Raw genomic sequence first — 16,047 nt, 5'->3', positions numbered from 1 at the left:
TCCGGCGGCGATGAGAAGAAAGGGGGCAAAGGCCACTGCCGAAACCAGACCGCCCCAGCCGTTGGGAATCATGAAGCCCATTTGCGCCATGCCGGAAGCGGCCATGCGTTCGAGGGCGGCAAAGCCCATTCCGGCAACCATCAGGCCTGATGCCAGCTTGACGTATGACTTCATGATTCAAGAGTCCCCCCGAATTCTGTGTACGGAATTTAGCATATCGGGGCGAGGCGGGGAAAAGGCAATAGCCGGAGCGGGGGGGGCTCCGGCCATCTTGTTCATACGGCGATCAATTGCCGATGCAGAAATATCCGTTGGGCCCGTTGAAGCACACTTCGCTGGGCGGAGCGGGCTGGGGACGCGGAGGCCGCGGATTGTTCCACTGCGGCGGGCGCGGAGGACGCGGGTTGTTCCAGTGTGGCGGCCGCGAGGGACCGGGCGTCCAATGGGGCGGCTGCGGGCGTGGCGGATTGGGACGCCACTGCGGCGGCTGGGGCTGCGGACGCGGCGGCTGCCAAGCGCCAGCCTGGGCGAGGTAATTCTGCGAGGCCCAGCCGTTACCGTTCCAGCCCATATCGAGGAAACACCAGCCACTGCGGCAGTATTCGACATCGACCCGTTCGCCGCGCTGGAGCACCTTGACCACGCGATACTGCGTGCCCGGGCCAGAGCGGACATTGAGCGAATTTGTCGCGACGGCGTCCCAGGCATAGGCGCCGACGCTCATCACCGCGACCATCAGAGCGGCGAGCCCGCCCCTAATTGCAATCTTTCCGAGAGCCATCCTGCTTCTCCTTATGTGTTGCTGGCAAACGCGCGGTGGAGATCGACCGTTCCGCCTGCCTTGACTCCAATAAAGCGCATGCTGGCTGAACCGGCGCTGAATGGCTGGTTTAGGTTGGATTTGGGTGCGCGGAAGCGCCCGACAGCCGAAGGCTTCGGGGGGATGGCGGTGGGCGGTATGCGGCGAGACAGGCCTCATTCCGTTCTATGGTAAAGCGAGGTCTGCCTCGCCGCATACATCCGGGGTTTTGGGCCTGGTCGTTCTCTCATGCTGGGGCCAATCCCCGCTGGCTTTCGCCAGTACACCCTCGGCTGTGCCGCGAGTCGGCGCTGGGAACGTTTCTGCCTTCCCCGCAGCGACCTGCGAGGAGCCCGGACCGGCCATGCCCGAAGCTCGTATGCATCTGCGCCCACCGGGTGCATGACCGTGAGGGGGAGTATGGCAGGGGTTTTGAGGGCGGGGATAAATCAGCTGGAAAATGGGGGTGGGTAGCGATCGGCGTGGGTGGCAAGGCGCGGAACTGTTTCCGGGATTTCAACGCCCAGCTTGCTCGCTTCATTGAGCATGGCCCGATAAAAGAACGTGTGCGCTATCGTATACGCCTCTTCGGGATCTTCGCCCTTTTCGATGGCTTCCAGGCGCACTCGAACGCCAATCTCGACATCGAGCATCACCACTTCGGCCAGCCGAAGGCACACCTTTCGCATATCCTCAAAGCGCGCTTCCGCAGGTGTTTTTTCCCGGTCCTGTCCGGTTGCCTGCCCATGGTTGGCTAAAATAGCGCGCAGCTGCCCCAGCATGGTGAGCAGATCGGCCAGCGTGGCCGTTTGTGCATGGGGCAGGCGTGGAAGAGGGCCGATTTTCGTGCCCTTGAGCAACCGAACTGCCTCCACACGCACGTCCTTCACCAGCCTGAACGTCGCCTGCGGTGCCGGTGCTGCCTTCGCAGCGCGAGACTGCACGGAAAGGTCTTCGTGCAGAGCGGCGAGGCGGGTGAGGAGGGATTGGAAGGCAATGCGGCGGGAGGAAGGCATGGCGGTCTCCTGTCCGTATGGGCGGGAGCGCGGAAGCCTCACGCCAAGGCCGGGGTTACAGGAGATTAGGCGAGGCTGGAGAAGCGGGGATAAATGGCTCAATCAAGCTGGAGGCCTCGTAAAAGAGCCTCGGCACGCGCGACCAATGCCGGCTCGGCCTTGGAGGTTTTACGCCGCTTGAGTTCTGCCTTCCAATCCTCGACTTTTTCCTTATGGCGAAGCCAGTGTATCGTCGCCGCCAGTTCGATAACGATCGAGGTCTCTTTCTTCATCGTCGAAATATAACTTTTAGCCTTATCCCATTCGATTTCGCCGATGTGCGAAACTGCGCCGCAATCCTTTTTGAGGAGATATGCGATGAAGGTGCTGCCTGAAGATGTATCGCGAGGCTCTTCCTTGATCGCGTGTTCTACCATTTCGGCGTAGTCCAATGATCTCGCGAGGTCCTCGGAATATGGGCCGTAGTGATGGTAGGAAAAGGTCAGGTCTGCATTCAGCCCAAGCTGTTCGAGAAGGTAAAAAATCTTCTGCATACGAATTTTGCCGACGACTTCCCCATCGGCAGCCTTCATTACGGAGGAAATGAGATCGGTACGGTTCTTCATATCTATCTTCCCCTCATGAAGCGCTCAGCCTCGGCTTGAGCGGCATCTTCCAGAAAATAATACCGCACGAGGTTTTTCTTCTTTCTTAGCCACTCGTTGATGATCGTGTCCGGAAAGTCGGTAATCTCTATAGCGGTGCCGCCACTTACAACCCTGACCATTTGATGGGCTTTAGCGGATTCGCCCCCACTCACCCCATAGAGGTGATTTGGTGCGGTGTCCTTGAACACGGTCCAGCCGAGTTGGTCTTCAAGGTATTGATCCAATCGCATTTCGGCGTTGGCCTGTTGGGCGGGATCGTGCCCGAATTCGACCGAAACATCGAGTACTTTCAAGCGCTTTCGCATCAGAAGCCTGCCCGCCAGCAGTTTAGACCTTTCATCTCCCGATTCTGCAAGAGTTCTCGTCGTTGCCCAGAACACGCTATCATTCAACGCGGCATAATTGGCGAGAGTTTCTCCCCCAGGGGTAAAGAAACGAATGAACGGATTGCGCGGTTCCAACCCCAAGACGTCCAACCTGTCCCAGTTTCTCGCAATATGCAGCAGAATTGCGCCAATTATCTGTTCGAACCCTCTCGTAGTCTTATGAAGATACAATTGGGAATAAAGCCGATATCGCGCAAGAAGGAAGTCCTCCGCCGCCTGCCTGCCCTTGGCCTTGAAGACGAACGTACGGACTATTCTGGGTTCGTCATCGTCCTGCGAGACGTCAATATTCCATTCTATGAGATTGTCGATCAGCCATTCCTGCTCGATGGAGCCGCATTCAACGCCCGTCATATGCCGATCGCGAACCAAGTAATCCAGCCTGTCGGCATCGAATGAGCTAGAGACAACCGCATGATATATATCGATGGGATTGTCGGCCTTGATGAGATCAGATACCTCCGCCGCGAGGCCAGGATGCCCGTTTTCGATAATCGACATCAAACTGCCATCGGGGTTCGTGATCATGGAGGCAGAAAACGCCTCATGCTTTTTTATGACCTCGATCCCACGTTCCTTGGCAATCGCTTCGCGGGCCACTTCGAAAGCGTGGCTGAACGGGCCATGCCCCACGTCATGAACCACAGCCGCTATGAGCGCTGTGGCCTTGCGCGCCTTGTCGAGCCTTTTGCCTTCGTCTCGCTCGATGACTTTCATGAGTCGCCGGGCATTGTGAAAAACGCCGATGGAGTGGGCGAAACGGGTATGGGTCGCGCTGGGGAAGACGAATTCGGAAACACCGAGCTGCCGGATATGCCGTAAGCGCTGAAATTCGGGAGCTTTTATTATTTCCCAGACCTTGGCTTCGATCGGATCGTTCAAGTCGAAGCTGATCAGCCCATGTATCGGATCGCGAATGCGCTGAACACTCATATGGTATCCCGAATTGCTGTGCGTCCTTTCGCGGATACCACGCTGCGGTTTAATAAACGACTTCCGAGAGTAACTTTCCCAATATTTTAAATCGAAAATTTATCGTTACTTTGAGCAAGCGCTGCAATGGGTATGCCGTTGGTGATGCAAGACATTATCCCCCCGGCCCCTCCAGCACGTCCAGTTCCATTTCGCGCAGCTTCTTGATTTCGTCGCGGAGGCGGGCGGCTTGTTCGAATTCGAGGTTGGTGGCGGCTTCGCGCATTTGGGTTTCGAGGTCTTTGATGACGGCGGCGAGGTTGGCACCGACGGGGACGGTGTCCTTGCCGTCTTTGCCCGGGAGGATTTTGACCGAGACGTGGTCGCGCTCATAGACACTGTCGATGATGTCGTTGATGCGGGCCTTCACCGACTGGGGGGTGATGCCGTGGGTCTCGTTATAGGCGAGCTGCTTTTCGCGGCGGCGGTTGGTTTCGGCCAGCGCGCGCTGCATGGAGCCGGTCTCGCGGTCGGCATAGAGGATGACTTTGCCGTCGACGTTACGCGCGGCGCGGCCAATGGTCTGGATCAGTGAGGTTTCCGAGCGCAGGAACCCTTCCTTGTCGGCATCGAGAATGGCGACAAGACCGCATTCGGGGATGTCGAGGCCTTCGCGCAGCAGGTTGATGCCGACGAGGACGTCGAAATTGCCCAAGCGCAGATCGCGGATGATCTCGATGCGCTCGATGGTGTCGATGTCGGAGTGCATGTAGCGCACGCGAATGCCCTGCTTGTGCAGATATTCGGTGAGGTCCTCGGCCATCTTCTTGGTGAGGACGGTGAGCAGGGTGCGATAGCCCTTTTCGGTGGTCTGGCGGATCTCATCGACAACGTCGTCCACCTGATTGGTCGCCGGACGGATTTCGACATTGGGATCGGTGAGGCCGGTGGGGCGAATGACCTGTTCGGCAAAGACGCCGCCGGTCTGCTCCATTTCCCAGGAGCCGGGCGTGGCCGAGACATAAACTGTCTGCGGGCGCATGGCGTTCCATTCCTCAAAGCGCAGCGGGCGGTTGTCCATGCAGGAGGGCAGGCGGAAGCCGTATTCTGCCAGCGTCGCCTTGCGGCGCAGGTCGCCGCGATACATGGCACCCAACTGGCCGATGGTGACGTGGGATTCGTCGACGAACACCAGCGCGTTGTCGGGGAGGTATTCGAACAGGGTCGGGGGCGGTTCGCCGGGCTTGCGGCCCGAGAAATAGCGCGAATAGTTCTCGATGCCGGCGCAGGAACCGGTGGCTTCCATCATTTCGAGATCGAACAGGGTGCGCTGCTCCAGCCGCTGGGCTTCGAGGAAACGACCCATGCCGTTGAGCTCCTGCAGGCGCGCCTGGAGTTCCTTTTTGATCTCCTTGATCGCCGCATTCATCGTGGTGCGGGTCGTCACGTGGTGGGAATTGGCGAAGACTCGGACATTGGTGAGGTCGGCGGCTTTTTTGCCGGTGAGGGGGTCGAACTCGGCGATGGTCTCGATCTCGTCGCCGAACATGGTGATGCGCCAGGCGGCGTCGTCATAGTGGGCGGGGAAGATTTCCACCGTATCGCCGCGTACGCGGAAGGTGCCGCGCACAAAGCCCAGATCGCCGCGCTTGTATTGCAGGGCGACAAGCTCCTGCAACAGCGTGCGCTGGTCGATGCGCTGGCCCTTTTCGAGGAAGATGGTCATGGCGGTGTAGTCTTCCACCGAGCCGATGCCATAGATGCAGGAAACCGAGGCGACGATGATCACGTCGTCACGTTCGAGGATCGCGCGGGTGGCCGAGTGGCGCATCCGGTCGATCTGCTCGTTGATGGTGGATTCCTTCTCGATATAGGTGTCGGTGCGCGGGACGTAGGCTTCCGGCTGGTAGTAATCATAATAGGATACGAAGTATTCCACCGCGTTGTCGGGGAAGAAGTTCTTGAATTCGCCATAGAGCTGGGCGGCCAGCGTCTTGTTGGGCGCGAGGATCAGGGCAGGCCGGTTGGTGCGGGCAATCACCTGGGCGGCGGTAAAAGTCTTACCCGAACCGGTGACGCCGAGCAGGACCTGATCGGTCTCGCCATTGGAGACGCCTTCGACAAGTTCGGCAATCGCGGTGGGCTGGTCGCCGGCGGGGGTGTAGTCGGTTTCGAGGCGGAAGGGGATGCCGGCCCGGTCTTTTTTCAAGGCGGCGGGACGGTGGGGCTTCCACGCCGCGTTGCCCTCAACCTCCTTGCGGCCCTCTGAGATGATCTTTTCCAGCGCGGCAACGGTGGCCGACACGCCAGAGGGGGTCGACTGCATGGTGGCGGGAGCGTGGAACCCGGCCTGCGGCGCCTCGGCAAAGCCATCGAGATTGGTGGGGCGCTCGACGGAGTTGGCCTTGGATTTCGGGGCCTTGAGCGTCATGCCCGTCGCGGCGCTCCGGGCGTTTTTGGGTTGGCTCGCTGTTGAGCGCTTCGACTTGCTGGCGGTGGCCTCGCTGAGACGGCGGGCATTGGCTTCGGCGTTGTCCTTGCCCTTGCCGGCCAGCCGCATGGTCTCGCGCGCTTCGGCGGCCTCCTCGCGGTCGAGGCGGCGCTTGTTGCGCATGCGCTCGGCATAGAGCGGCTTGGACGCGGCGGCGTCCTCGGCCTTTTCAATCTCCTTGATGAAATCATCAATGGAGAAATCGGCTTTTGCAGGCTGGCTGTCCTCGCGCCGGACGGGCTGGCCTGGACGGGTTTTCTTTTCGGAGGTCATGGGAGGATCATATCGTTCCGCAAGTGAGCCAGTTCAATAGCATGATGGGAACACAATGGGAACGGGCTGTCGAAGAAGCGCGGCAGCGGGAAAATAAAACTGCGGGGGAGGCGAACATTTTGGGGGGTGGTGCATCCAAGGGATGTGAGGCAGATCCGCCTCGACCGGAAAGGACACATCATGTTCGGGAAAATCGCGTCAATCGCTCTGACTGTAGGGATATTGGCCGCGCCGGGGTTGGCGCAGGATCTGGGGGCTGCTCCGCCGCCCGCGCCTTATGTGAAGGTGGCCGACGTGCTGCCTTTGCCGGAATTCCTGCCGGGGCTGGGGACGCTTTATGTGGACCCCGATACACTGCCGGCGGGACCGTTCCTTGCCTATGACCATGACGGAAAACTGTCGGCAACCGTGTATATGACGCCGATCGCAGCGCTGGAAGGCGGCACCGCCTATGACGATCTGGCACTCGGCGCGGCCACTGTGACGTCGGTGGATATCTACTACAATGCGGGCCACCCTGGGGTGGAAGAACCGCATGCGCATGTGGTGCTGTTCCACGATGATGGCGCCAAGGGCCGGCTTGCGGAATGAACGCGAACCGGAGGCAAATCCTGGGCCTGGGGGGCGGCATTCTGGCCGCCCTTCTGGCTGGGCGGCGCCTATGGGCGCAGGATGTGGTGACGATCTCGATGAAGGGGACGCCGCGCGGGGAAAACACCTGGTTCGAGCCCAATGGGCTCGCGGTTGCGGTGGGAACACGGGTACGGTTCGTCAACGACGATCCCGGCAACAGCCACACGGCAACAACCTATCACCCTGATCTTTATGGACGGGCCCGGCGCATACCGGAGGCGGCCACGCCCTGGGACAGTAAGTTTCTCCTGCCGGGGCAGAGTTTCGAGGTCGTGCTTTCGGCGCCGGGGGTGTATGATTACTACTGCATCCCCCACGAACTGCACGGAATGGCCGGGCGAATCGTGGTGGGAACCGAAGACGATCCGGGATGGGAGGGCGCGGCAGCAGACGACGATCTGCCGGACGCGGTTCTGGCCCATCTGCCGCCGGTCGATGCGATCATCGACGCGGGTGCCGTAATCAGCAGGTGAGGCGTGCTCAAGACGGTAGTGCAGAAGATCGGAGACGGGGCGGGGCCGAGCGAGGCGGAACTCGTTGTCGGCGCGCGCGCGGGCGATCCGGCCGCGATCCGCGAACTGATCCGGCGGTTGAATCCCAGGCTGTTCCGGGTGGCGCGCGGGGTGCTGGACACCGATGCGGAAGCCGAGGACGCGGTGCAGGACGCGTATCTGGCGGCGTTCACGCGACTCGATACGTTTCGCGGCGAAGCGCGGTTTTCCACCTGGGTGACGCGGATCGTGCTCAACGCGGCGGCGATGCGCAAACGCGGCGCAAAACAGCATGAGAGTTACGACACGGTGATCGAAACCGATGCCAACCAATCGAGCGTGGTGCCGTTTCCGGCAGCGGTGATCGAGCGCCCGGAGGTGGCCATGGCACGTCGCGAAGTGCGCGAAATCCTGGAGACGGCGATCGCAACCCTGCCCGCGCCGCTGCGGGTGGTGTTCCTCATGTATGAGAGCGAGGGCATGGATATCGGGGCGATCGGGCGCGATCTGGGCCTCAACCCGATCACGGTGCGGACGCGGCTGTTCCGGGCCAGGCGGAAATTACGGGCGGTGATGGAAGAGGCGCTGGCAGGCGGATTTTCCAGCGTGTTCCCGTTCGGCGGCAAGCGCTGCCAGATGCTGACCGAGCGGGTGATGCTGGATCTGGCGGCCAAGGGTGTGCTGCGGCCCTGAAGGGCGGCGGCGTCTAACCGGAAACCCGGCTCTCCTTTTGAAACGCTCTACACGAAAAGACCCCGCCGAGGAGGTGCGGCGGGGTCATTTCTAACGCATGGGATGGATTTGGAGGGTCGGATCACGCGAAGGCGCCGGTGAGGGCCATGACCGTGACCATCATGGTGACCATGACAGCGCCAGCGGCGGTTCCGATGCTCATCTGAACGAGGGTGCGGGCCATATCAGTCTCCAGTGTTTGTCGCCTGTCCGGGGCCGTTGGTGGCTCCGGTTCATCGTCTTAACGAACACGACCCGCACTTGGTTTCAGCCGGTGACGAATTCGTGTTGTCACGGGGCAAAAGACCACACAGCGGCTGAATGGCGGCTGAATGAGGGGTTCAGGCGGGGCCGGATATGGTGGCTGAAATCTTAATCATTGCATCCTAGCTTTTCCCCGCCCGCAGGTGCAGGGGATCGCGCCGCGCGGCGACTGATGCTTGCTGCAAGCCCGGGCGGGACCTGGTTGTCTCTCCGGCTTGCCATGGGGGAACCGGGTTTGGACAGGATGTTTGCAAAACTGAGCGTGGCTTTCAGGGTGTATGGAGCCTTCGGCACCCTGATCGTGTTGTTGTGTCTGGTGGGGCTGGCCGGGGCATTCGGCCTGCAAAGCGTCGCCGGATCATTCACCGACTATCGGGCGCTGGCGCGCCAGACGCTGGAAATCAACGAATACGCCGCCGACCTGGCCACAGCGCGCCGGATCAGCCTTGCCTATCGCATCGATCCGACCGACGCGCTGGCCGAAGACCTGATCGCGATGATCGACGATGTCGCCACCTATGATGAGGGCGGGCTGGCAATCTTCGAGGGTGACGAGGTTGCGCTGGACGGGCTGATGGCGGCGCAGGAGCTTGCCTATCAGTTCAAGGCAACCGCCGAAACGATGATCGAGGCCCAGAACACCATGAATGTGATGGTGCGGGTGGCGGCGAGCCGGGACCTCGACGTCATCGCCGAGGATTTGCAGGCGATCTATGACGATCTGACCGCGCGGGCCTCGGGCGCGCAGAACGTCCTGGGCCCGATCGCCGTGGACCATGCGGCGATGAGCACGATCGCGGTGATGGTGCTGGGCGGACTGGCCATGGTGCTGGGCGCGACGCTGGCGGTGCTGATGGGGCGCTGGCTGTCGGGCACGATCACCGGGATGACGGCAATGATGCGCCGACTGGCCGATGGGGATTTCAACCTCGACATTGCCGGGACCGACCGCGAGCACGAACTGGGCCAGATGGCCAAGGCGTTGCAGGTGTTCCGCGCCAACGGGCAGGCGATGGTGGAGGCCGACGCCGAACGGGCGCGCAACGCCCGGGCCACAGCGGAGCGGGCGCAGATGATGGATCGCTTCCAACGGGCTTTCGACAGCGTGGTGGAGGCGTGCGTCGCCGGAGACTTCACGCGCCGCATCACCGAAACGTTTGGGGACCGTGATATCGACCGCGTCTCGCAGAACTTCAATTCCATGCTCGATACGGTCAATGCGGGGCTGGGGGAAGCAGGGCATGTGCTCTCGGCGCTGGCCCGTACCGACCTGACCCAGCGCATGGAAGGGCAATATCACGGAGCGTTTGCGGCGCTGCGCGACGATACCAATGCGGTGGCGGATACGCTGTCCGACATCGTGGGCAAATTGCGGGCGACCTCGCGCGGGCTCAAGGCGGCGACCGGGGAAATCCTGGCCGGGGCCAACGACCTGAGCGAGCGTACCACGCGGCAGGCGGCGGCAATCGAGGAAACCTCGGCGGCCATCGAGCAGCTGACCACGACGGTGCGTGGCAACGCCGAAAAGGCCGAAATCGCCCGCGACAAGAGCCAGTCGGCGGCGGCGCTGGCCAATGATGGCGGCGTGGTGATGGAAAAGGCGACCAGCGCCATGGCGCGGATCACCAGCTCTTCGGACAAGATCTCCAATATCATCGGGATGATCGACGATATCGCGTTCCAGACCAACCTGCTGGCGCTCAACGCTTCGGTGGAAGCAGCGCGGGCCGGGGAGGCCGGCAAGGGGTTCGCCGTGGTCGCGGTGGAAGTGCGGCGGCTGGCCCAGAGCGCGGCGGAGGCGTCCTCGGAGGTCAAGGCGCTGATCGAGCAGAGTTCGAGCGAAGTGGGGGGCGGATCGCGGCTGGTGGCCGAAGCCGCCGCCAAGCTGACCGACATTCTGGCGGCGGTGCGCGAGAACAGCGAGTTGATGCGGGGCATTTCGCAGGCCAACCGCGAGCAATCGACGGCGATCGGGGAAGTGCGCGGAGCCATCCAGCAAATGGATGAGATGACCCAGCACAACGCGGCGCTGGTCGAGGAGACCAATGCGGCCATCGAACAGACCGAAGCGCAGGCGACGGCGCTCGACACCATCGTGGATATTTTCACGATCGACGCCGGGCAAAATACCGAAGCGCGGACGGCGATAGAACCGCGGGCGCGCACGGTGGCGATGGCACAGCGGGTGTATCTGTCGGATGGCGGTGCGGCGATCGCGGACGACTGGTCCGAGTTCTGAGCGACTGAAGAACAGTGAAGCCCGCGCAGTCCGCTGCGCGGGTTTTTTAGTGCAATTCCTGATCTGATTGAATCAGATCAGGTGCCCTAAGTCCTTGTTATGTCGCGATTCCGAACCGAACAGGTGGTATCCACCTGTTCTGGAAACGCTCTAGTGGCTGGTTACACGGCGCGTCAGGCGGCGAGGGCGCCGGTGACGAACAGGACCATGGTGAACAATCCGCACAGGACGGCACCGGTCACCACCGCTACCGTCATGGAAACGAACTTCTGCGTCGTCAGCCTTTCAGACATGGCACACCTCTTTTGCTGCCGGCGGACCCGCTCCGGACCCGCCTCATGGTGCCCCCAAACCGGCGTGTGCGACTGTCGCCAAACAATCCGCACAACGCCGACGGCATTACTGCCGTTTTGTCGCCGCAAGCCCCGTCAGGAGGGGTTTTCGCGGGTGACAGGCCGAGTATGCGCGGTTAACGCAAGGTTGTGCCGGAAACTCAAATTGACGGTAAATTTTCAGTTGCGGGCGGTGTACCTCCTGTGAATGACGGGCACAAAAAAAGGCGTCCCCGGATGGACCGGAGACGCCTTTTTCACGCGTTGGAAGTGGTTTAGCCGATGACTTCGACGGTGACCTTTGCAGTGCCCGAATTGATCATGCCGATCTGAGAGGCGGCCTGACGGGACAGGTCGATGATGCGACCGCCGGTGAACGGTCCCCGGTCATTGATGCGGACAACGACACTGCGGCCATTGTTCTGGTTGGTGACCACGACCTCGGTGCCGAAGGGCAGGTGGCGGTGGGCCGCTGTGAGGGCATGCTGGTTGTAAGTCTCGCCATTGGCGGTTTTGCGGCCGTGGAACTTACCGCCATACCAGGAGGCAGTGCCGGACAGGGTCTGTACGACGGCAATGGTATCCTGCGCGATGGGGCTGGATGTGGCGAGGGGGAAAGCTCCAAGGAGAAGGGCTGCGCTGAGCACAGTTGATTTGAGAATTGGCATACGGTCCTGACCCGTGATGATTGGCGACGGGTCGGGTTCTACACTTAGTTGTGACCAGACTTTGAACCGAATCGGGCGAAACGGGGGCAGGGGCGATTGTGCGTCAATATGGCCAAGGCAGCTATTTTACGCCAATGCACAGGTTTAATATTTGATTTACCACAAAAAAAGGCCCGCCGGGTGAGGGCGGGCCAATATCAATAGCGATCTGAGGGGTGGAGGCCGATCAGCGGCCGCCGAGATAGAAGGACGAAATCTCGCCCGACAGCATTCCCAGATTGCGGACCGAACGGTCGATCACGGCGCAGCGACCGGTGAAATTGGAACCGGTGCAAACGGTGGCCGAGACATTGCCTTCGACGCGGGCTGAATGGATGCGGTCGTTCCAGAAATTGCCGATATAGCGCTGGTTCTCATCGCCCGAGGCGCAGAAGCTGCGACCATTGTAGTTGTAGTCTTCATAAAAGCAGACCTGGCCGCGGGGAACGGGGCGTACACCGGGGCGGCCCTGGCCGATGGAGAGGTTGAAATTGGGGGTGTTGATGGAAAAGCCGACATCGGGGCCGCTATTGGGGCCGGGGCGCGACGGGGTGGTGGGGCCGATCGGGCGCAGATAGCGGGCAGAGGCCCAGCCGCGAATGTTGTTGGCGGTCACTTCGCACCAGGTGTTGGCGCTGTTGCACTGCCCGACCTGAACGATCTGGTTGGGCGACAGCGCGGCGACGACCCGGTAATTGGTGCCCGGGCCGGTGCGCACATTGAGCGCCGAAGTGGCGGCGGCATCATAGGCAAAAGCACCGGACACGGCGGCAAACAAGCCTGCAACCGCAAGGGCGGCGGAGGCCGCGAGCTTAAAAAATCTCATGTCGCTCTCCCTTCGAGAGAAGTGTCATTTACGGCAAAAATCTGTTGAGCGGGGTTTTGGTTCCATCGGAAACACCAATGGCGCTCGCCGCAGCAATGGCAGCAAGGGATAAGGGAGCACAGTTGAACGGGGCCTGAACGGGTGAGTTCAGGCCGCCATCGGTAAGAGTCCGAAGGGGAGAAAAACTCAGGCCGTGACGGCGCCGATGGTGCGTTTGCGGCCCTGGTCGTCGAGGGCGACGTAGATGAAATGGCCCTCGGTGACCTTGGTGCGGGCCGACGACGATCTGGATTTGGCCCAGGCCTCCATGCCGATCCTGATCGAGGTGGTGCCGATGCGTTCAACCCAGGTGTAAACGCACAGGACGTCGCCAACCCGGACCGGGGCGATGAAGCTCATGGCCTCGACGGCGACGGTGGCGACGCGCCCGCCAGCGTGCTCAACGGCGGCAATGGCCCCGGCAAGGTCCATCTGGCTCATCAGCCAGCCCCCGAAAATATCACCGGCGGGATTGGTGTCCGCGGGCATGGCAAGGGTGCGGATGGTCAGCGCGCCGCGGGGTTCATTGGATTGGGTGGTCAATTGTCTGTCTCCGTCCAGCGGCCCACGGTTTCTTCCCAGTGGCGGCGGCAAAGTGAAATATATTTGTCGTTTCCGCCAATGTCGACCTGATCGCCTTCGAGAATCGGGCGTCCGTCCGGGCCGTGGCGCACCACCATGGTGGCCTTGGCGCCGCAATGGCAGATGGTGCGCACTTCGCGCAGGGTATCGGCAATGGCGAGCAGTTCCGCAGAGCCGGGAAACAGTTTGCCTTGAAAATCGGTGCGCAGGCCATAGCACATCACGGGGACATCGAGCCGGTCGGCGACGCGGGCCAGTTGCCACACCTGCCGGGCGGTGAGGAACTGCGCTTCATCAAAGAATACGCAACTGAACGGGGTTTGTGCATGGGCGGCGGCGATGACGGCATAGAGGTCGTCGGTGGCGGTGAACAGTTGTGCATCGCAGGATACACCGATCCGCGAGGCGATGACCCCGGTGCCTGCCCGGTCATCGAGGGCGGCGGTGAACAGCAGCGTCGCCATGCCGCGTTCGCGGTAGTTATAGGATGCCTGCAACAAAAGGGTCGATTTGCCGGCATTCATGGCGGCGTAACAGAAATAGAGCTTGGCCACGGTGGCTCCGGACAGATCTAGCGCTGGACGGAGTTGTAGCCTGCAAGCAGGGCGCTGGCAGAGCGCGGCGGACGGTCATCCACAGGAAAAGACGGGGCGCCGGTGTGCGAGGCGACCATAGTGTTGTCGCATGTCGGTCTTATGACGCGGTTCATGACCCGTTCAGTTGCTGGCGGGCAGACTGAATGCTTATTTCAAGACGATTTTGCGGAGTGCCGCGATGGCGCGAACTATTGCTGTGTTTTTCCGACCGGTGCTGTTGGTGCTGGCGATCCTCCTGTCGGGGCCGGCGCTGGCCCAGCAGCTCAACCCGTTGGGGGTGTGGGAGCCGGACAACAAGGAATCGCTGTATGAATTTTCCTATTGCGGGGCGAATGGCGACCGGCTGTGCGCGATGCTGACCTGGATTCAGGAAGACAAGAAGGACGCCCGCAACGTCAAATATCTCAACACCTATATGTTCAAGGACGCGCGGCAGACGCGGCTCGGCCATTGGAGTGGGACCGTGACGCTGGAAGGCTTCAATATCGGCGGCACCGTGACCCAGACTGATGACAACACCATGCAATTGCGCGCGTGTGTGCTGTTCGTGTTCTGCGAGGACATCCGCCTGACGCGGGTGGATTAGGGTCAGGCCGGGCGGCTGCGGCGCAGGGTCGGAAGCAATTCCGTGAGCAGCACGGCGGCAAAGATCAGCACCACGCCCGCGTAGCCTATGGTTTCCAGCCGCTCGCCCAGAATGAGTGCGCCGCCCAGTGCCGCGAACAGGCTTTCGGTGGACAAGATGATCGCGGCGTTGGCGGGCGGGACATGCTGCTGGCCAATGGCTTGCAGGGTGAAGCCGACGGCGGTGGACAGCATGCCGGCATAAAGAATTTCGATCCATCCGGCGGACATGGCCGCGAGGGTGGGGGTTTCGAAGGTGAAGGCGCCGAGGCTGCCCAAGGCACCCGCAACCAGGAAGCTGATGGCGGAAATGAAGATGGGGCGGCGGGTCTGGGCGACAAGGGTTCCAACCAGCAATACGTGCAGGGCCCAGAAAACTGCGCTGGCGATGACGAGACCGTCACCGGTGTTGAGCTGATCGAGCCGTGCGCCGTTGAGCAAAAACAGGCCGATCAGCGCCATGGGAACGCCGAGCCAGACGACCCGGTGGGGTGGCTCGCGGAAGACAAGCAGCAATATGACAGGCACAAACAGCACGTAAAGGCCGGTGAGAAAGCCCGAATTGGTCACGGTGGTGAACATCAGGCCATATTGCTGCAGGATGGCGCCCATGAAGAAATTGACGCTCAGGAACGCAATCAGCGCCCAGTGACGCCGGGTGAGCGATATCGGACTGCGGCGGTTCTCCCGCAGGGCGAAGGGCAGGACCAGCAGCCCGCCCAGAAGGAAACGCGACCCGGTGAAGGTGAGCGGGCCCATGACGTCCATGGCGGTCTTCTGGGCGATGAAGGCAAAGCCCCAGATGGCGGTGGCCAATAGCAGGCAGGCAAGGGCAAGCGGACGCGACATGATGGGACCGGACCGAGGTTAACGCGGAGCATGCTTGCGATGCGGGTGATCGCAAAGGCTCCAAATCATGGAATACGTCGCGTTGTGCGTGTGCGAGCCTCATGGTTCGCATCCGAAACGCTTTAGCGGGTGGTAGCCGGTCCGGCCCTATCGGGCAAGCGCGCAGCGCGGGTCAGCTCGCGATATAGTCGCGCAGCGCTCCGGCTTCCTGCTCGGCATCCTCGATCTTGCGCTTGACCACGTCACCAATGGAAATGATGCCGACCAGCACGCCGTTCTCGACGACCGGCAGATGGCGGAAATGTCCGCGCGTCATCCGATCCATGGCGGCATCGACCGTATCGGCGAGGCAGCAGGTCTTGGGCGCGCGGGTCATGAGCGAGGATACGGGCCGGGCCCGAAAGCCTTCGGCGCTGCCGGCAAGATGGCGGACGATGTCGCGTTCGGAAATGATGCCGACCACAGTGCCGTCTTCGACCACGACCACGGCGCCGATATTGTGCTGCGCCAGTTGGGTGATGAGGTCGCCAATTGCGGTGTCCGGGGAAATCGTGACGACGGAATTGCCCTTGGCGGCCAGAATTGTTTCTACAAACATTGGGTCACCTC

Annotated in this window: 16 protein-coding genes; 5 read left to right on the top strand and 11 right to left on the bottom strand. The window is 61.5% G+C overall.

The window, feature by feature from the left end:
- Positions 1–286 precede the first annotated feature (286 nt).
- The 5 genes from VNS12_RS08190 to uvrB all read right to left on the bottom strand — a co-directional run bounded on the left by VNS12_RS08190 (position 287) and on the right by uvrB (position 6,524).
- Positions 287–781: an SH3 domain-containing protein gene (locus VNS12_RS08190; RefSeq protein WP_325487338.1), complete on the bottom strand. Its 495-nt coding sequence runs from the start codon at positions 779–781 to the stop codon at positions 287–289.
- A gap of 467 nt (positions 782–1,248) precedes the next feature.
- A complete protein-coding gene (locus tag VNS12_RS08185) occupies positions 1,249–1,815 on the bottom strand; it encodes a hypothetical protein (protein WP_325487337.1) in 567 nt (188 codons plus the stop codon).
- Between the two features lie 98 nt (positions 1,816–1,913).
- Positions 1,914–2,420, bottom strand: a complete 507-nt coding sequence (locus VNS12_RS08180; RefSeq protein ID WP_325487336.1) for a hypothetical protein — start codon at positions 2,418–2,420, stop codon at positions 1,914–1,916.
- Positions 2,421–2,422: 2 nt separating this feature from the next.
- Positions 2,423–3,781 (bottom strand): HD domain-containing protein, encoded by a 1,359-nt coding sequence (locus VNS12_RS08175; RefSeq protein ID WP_325487335.1) that lies wholly within the window; start codon positions 3,779–3,781, stop codon positions 2,423–2,425.
- 154 nt (positions 3,782–3,935) lie between these two features.
- Complete coding sequence (gene uvrB / locus VNS12_RS08170) at positions 3,936–6,524, bottom strand: excinuclease ABC subunit UvrB (protein WP_325487334.1); 2,589 nt, start codon at positions 6,522–6,524, stop codon at positions 3,936–3,938.
- 180 nt (positions 6,525–6,704) lie between these two features.
- Here uvrB and VNS12_RS08165 point away from each other — a divergent pair, with 180 nt between their 5' ends.
- From VNS12_RS08165 to VNS12_RS08150, 4 genes are all read left to right on the top strand, one after another.
- On the top strand, positions 6,705–7,115 hold the full coding sequence (locus VNS12_RS08165) for a hypothetical protein (protein WP_325487333.1): 411 nt from the start codon (positions 6,705–6,707) through the stop codon (positions 7,113–7,115).
- Entirely contained in the window at positions 7,112–7,630 is a 519-nt protein-coding gene (locus VNS12_RS08160) for a cupredoxin domain-containing protein (RefSeq protein ID WP_325487332.1), read from the top strand. The genes VNS12_RS08165 and VNS12_RS08160 overlap by 4 nt, the downstream gene beginning before the upstream one ends.
- Before the next feature lie 3 nt (positions 7,631–7,633).
- A complete protein-coding gene (locus tag VNS12_RS08155) occupies positions 7,634–8,341 on the top strand; it encodes an RNA polymerase sigma factor (protein WP_325487331.1) in 708 nt (235 codons plus the stop codon).
- Between the two features lie 547 nt (positions 8,342–8,888).
- Positions 8,889–10,883 carry a methyl-accepting chemotaxis protein gene (locus VNS12_RS08150; RefSeq protein ID WP_325487341.1) on the top strand — a complete coding sequence of 665 codons (1,995 nt, stop codon included), beginning with the start codon at positions 8,889–8,891 and terminating at the stop codon, positions 10,881–10,883.
- 607 nt (positions 10,884–11,490) lie between these two features.
- Here the strand turns inward: VNS12_RS08150 and VNS12_RS08145 are convergent.
- The 4 genes from VNS12_RS08145 to VNS12_RS08130 form a co-directional block, all read right to left on the bottom strand.
- Entirely contained in the window at positions 11,491–11,883 is a 393-nt protein-coding gene (locus VNS12_RS08145; RefSeq protein ID WP_325487330.1) for a septal ring lytic transglycosylase RlpA family protein, read from the bottom strand.
- A 226-nt stretch (positions 11,884–12,109) separates the two neighbouring features.
- A complete protein-coding gene (locus tag VNS12_RS08140; protein ID WP_325487329.1) occupies positions 12,110–12,748 on the bottom strand; it encodes a peptidase inhibitor family I36 protein in 639 nt (212 codons plus the stop codon).
- A gap of 186 nt (positions 12,749–12,934) precedes the next feature.
- Positions 12,935–13,276 (bottom strand): acyl-CoA thioesterase, encoded by a 342-nt coding sequence (locus VNS12_RS08135; RefSeq protein ID WP_325487340.1) that lies wholly within the window; start codon positions 13,274–13,276, stop codon positions 12,935–12,937.
- A 50-nt stretch (positions 13,277–13,326) separates the two neighbouring features.
- A complete protein-coding gene (locus tag VNS12_RS08130; protein ID WP_325487328.1) occupies positions 13,327–13,923 on the bottom strand; it encodes a thymidine kinase in 597 nt (198 codons plus the stop codon).
- Between the two features lie 220 nt (positions 13,924–14,143).
- Between VNS12_RS08130 and VNS12_RS08125 the strand changes: the two genes are divergently transcribed.
- A complete protein-coding gene (locus VNS12_RS08125; RefSeq protein WP_325487327.1) occupies positions 14,144–14,551 on the top strand; it encodes a DUF2147 domain-containing protein in 408 nt (135 codons plus the stop codon).
- Positions 14,552–14,553: 2 nt separating this feature from the next.
- Here VNS12_RS08125 and VNS12_RS08120 read toward each other — a convergent pair whose 3' ends face one another.
- Positions 14,554–15,438: a DMT family transporter gene (locus VNS12_RS08120; protein ID WP_325487326.1), complete on the bottom strand. Its 885-nt coding sequence runs from the start codon at positions 15,436–15,438 to the stop codon at positions 14,554–14,556.
- A gap of 172 nt (positions 15,439–15,610) precedes the next feature.
- On the bottom strand, positions 15,611–16,036 hold the full coding sequence (locus VNS12_RS08115) for a CBS domain-containing protein (protein WP_325487325.1): 426 nt from the start codon (positions 16,034–16,036) through the stop codon (positions 15,611–15,613).
- Positions 16,037–16,047: the final 11 nt, after the last annotated feature.

The sequence above is a fragment of the Pelagibacterium sp. genome, from assembly GCF_035555455.1.
Classification (GTDB): domain Bacteria; phylum Pseudomonadota; class Alphaproteobacteria; order Rhizobiales; family Devosiaceae; genus Pelagibacterium.
Note: the sequence above shows the minus strand (reverse complement) of the source record. Positions and strands in the feature narration are given on the sequence as shown.

What these genes read in the sequence shown, in the direction of transcription:
- VNS12_RS08190 (WP_325487338.1), bottom strand. Translation starts at nt 781, where the DNA reads ATGGCTCTCGGAAAGATTGCAATTAGGGGCGGGCTCGCCGCTCTGATG.
- VNS12_RS08185 (WP_325487337.1), bottom strand. Translation starts at nt 1,815, where the DNA reads ATGCCTTCCTCCCGCCGCATTGCCTTCCAATCCCTCCTCACCCGCCTC.
- VNS12_RS08180 (WP_325487336.1), bottom strand. Translation starts at nt 2,420, where the DNA reads ATGAAGAACCGTACCGATCTCATTTCCTCCGTAATGAAGGCTGCCGAT.
- VNS12_RS08175 (WP_325487335.1), bottom strand. Translation starts at nt 3,781, where the DNA reads ATGAGTGTTCAGCGCATTCGCGATCCGATACATGGGCTGATCAGCTTC.
- uvrB (WP_325487334.1), bottom strand. Translation starts at nt 6,524, where the DNA reads ATGACCTCCGAAAAGAAAACCCGTCCAGGCCAGCCCGTCCGGCGCGAG.
- VNS12_RS08165 (WP_325487333.1), top strand. Translation starts at nt 6,705, where the DNA reads ATGTTCGGGAAAATCGCGTCAATCGCTCTGACTGTAGGGATATTGGCC.
- VNS12_RS08160 (WP_325487332.1), top strand. Translation starts at nt 7,112, where the DNA reads ATGAACGCGAACCGGAGGCAAATCCTGGGCCTGGGGGGCGGCATTCTG.
- VNS12_RS08150 (WP_325487341.1), top strand. Translation starts at nt 8,889, where the DNA reads ATGTTTGCAAAACTGAGCGTGGCTTTCAGGGTGTATGGAGCCTTCGGC.
- VNS12_RS08145 (WP_325487330.1), bottom strand. Translation starts at nt 11,883, where the DNA reads ATGCCAATTCTCAAATCAACTGTGCTCAGCGCAGCCCTTCTCCTTGGA.
- VNS12_RS08140 (WP_325487329.1), bottom strand. Translation starts at nt 12,748, where the DNA reads ATGAGATTTTTTAAGCTCGCGGCCTCCGCCGCCCTTGCGGTTGCAGGC.
- VNS12_RS08135 (WP_325487340.1), bottom strand. Translation starts at nt 13,276, where the DNA reads ATGCCCGCGGACACCAATCCCGCCGGTGATATTTTCGGGGGCTGGCTG.
- VNS12_RS08125 (WP_325487327.1), top strand. Translation starts at nt 14,144, where the DNA reads ATGGCGCGAACTATTGCTGTGTTTTTCCGACCGGTGCTGTTGGTGCTG.
- VNS12_RS08120 (WP_325487326.1), bottom strand. Translation starts at nt 15,438, where the DNA reads ATGTCGCGTCCGCTTGCCCTTGCCTGCCTGCTATTGGCCACCGCCATC.
- VNS12_RS08115 (WP_325487325.1), bottom strand. Translation starts at nt 16,036, where the DNA reads ATGTTTGTAGAAACAATTCTGGCCGCCAAGGGCAATTCCGTCGTCACG.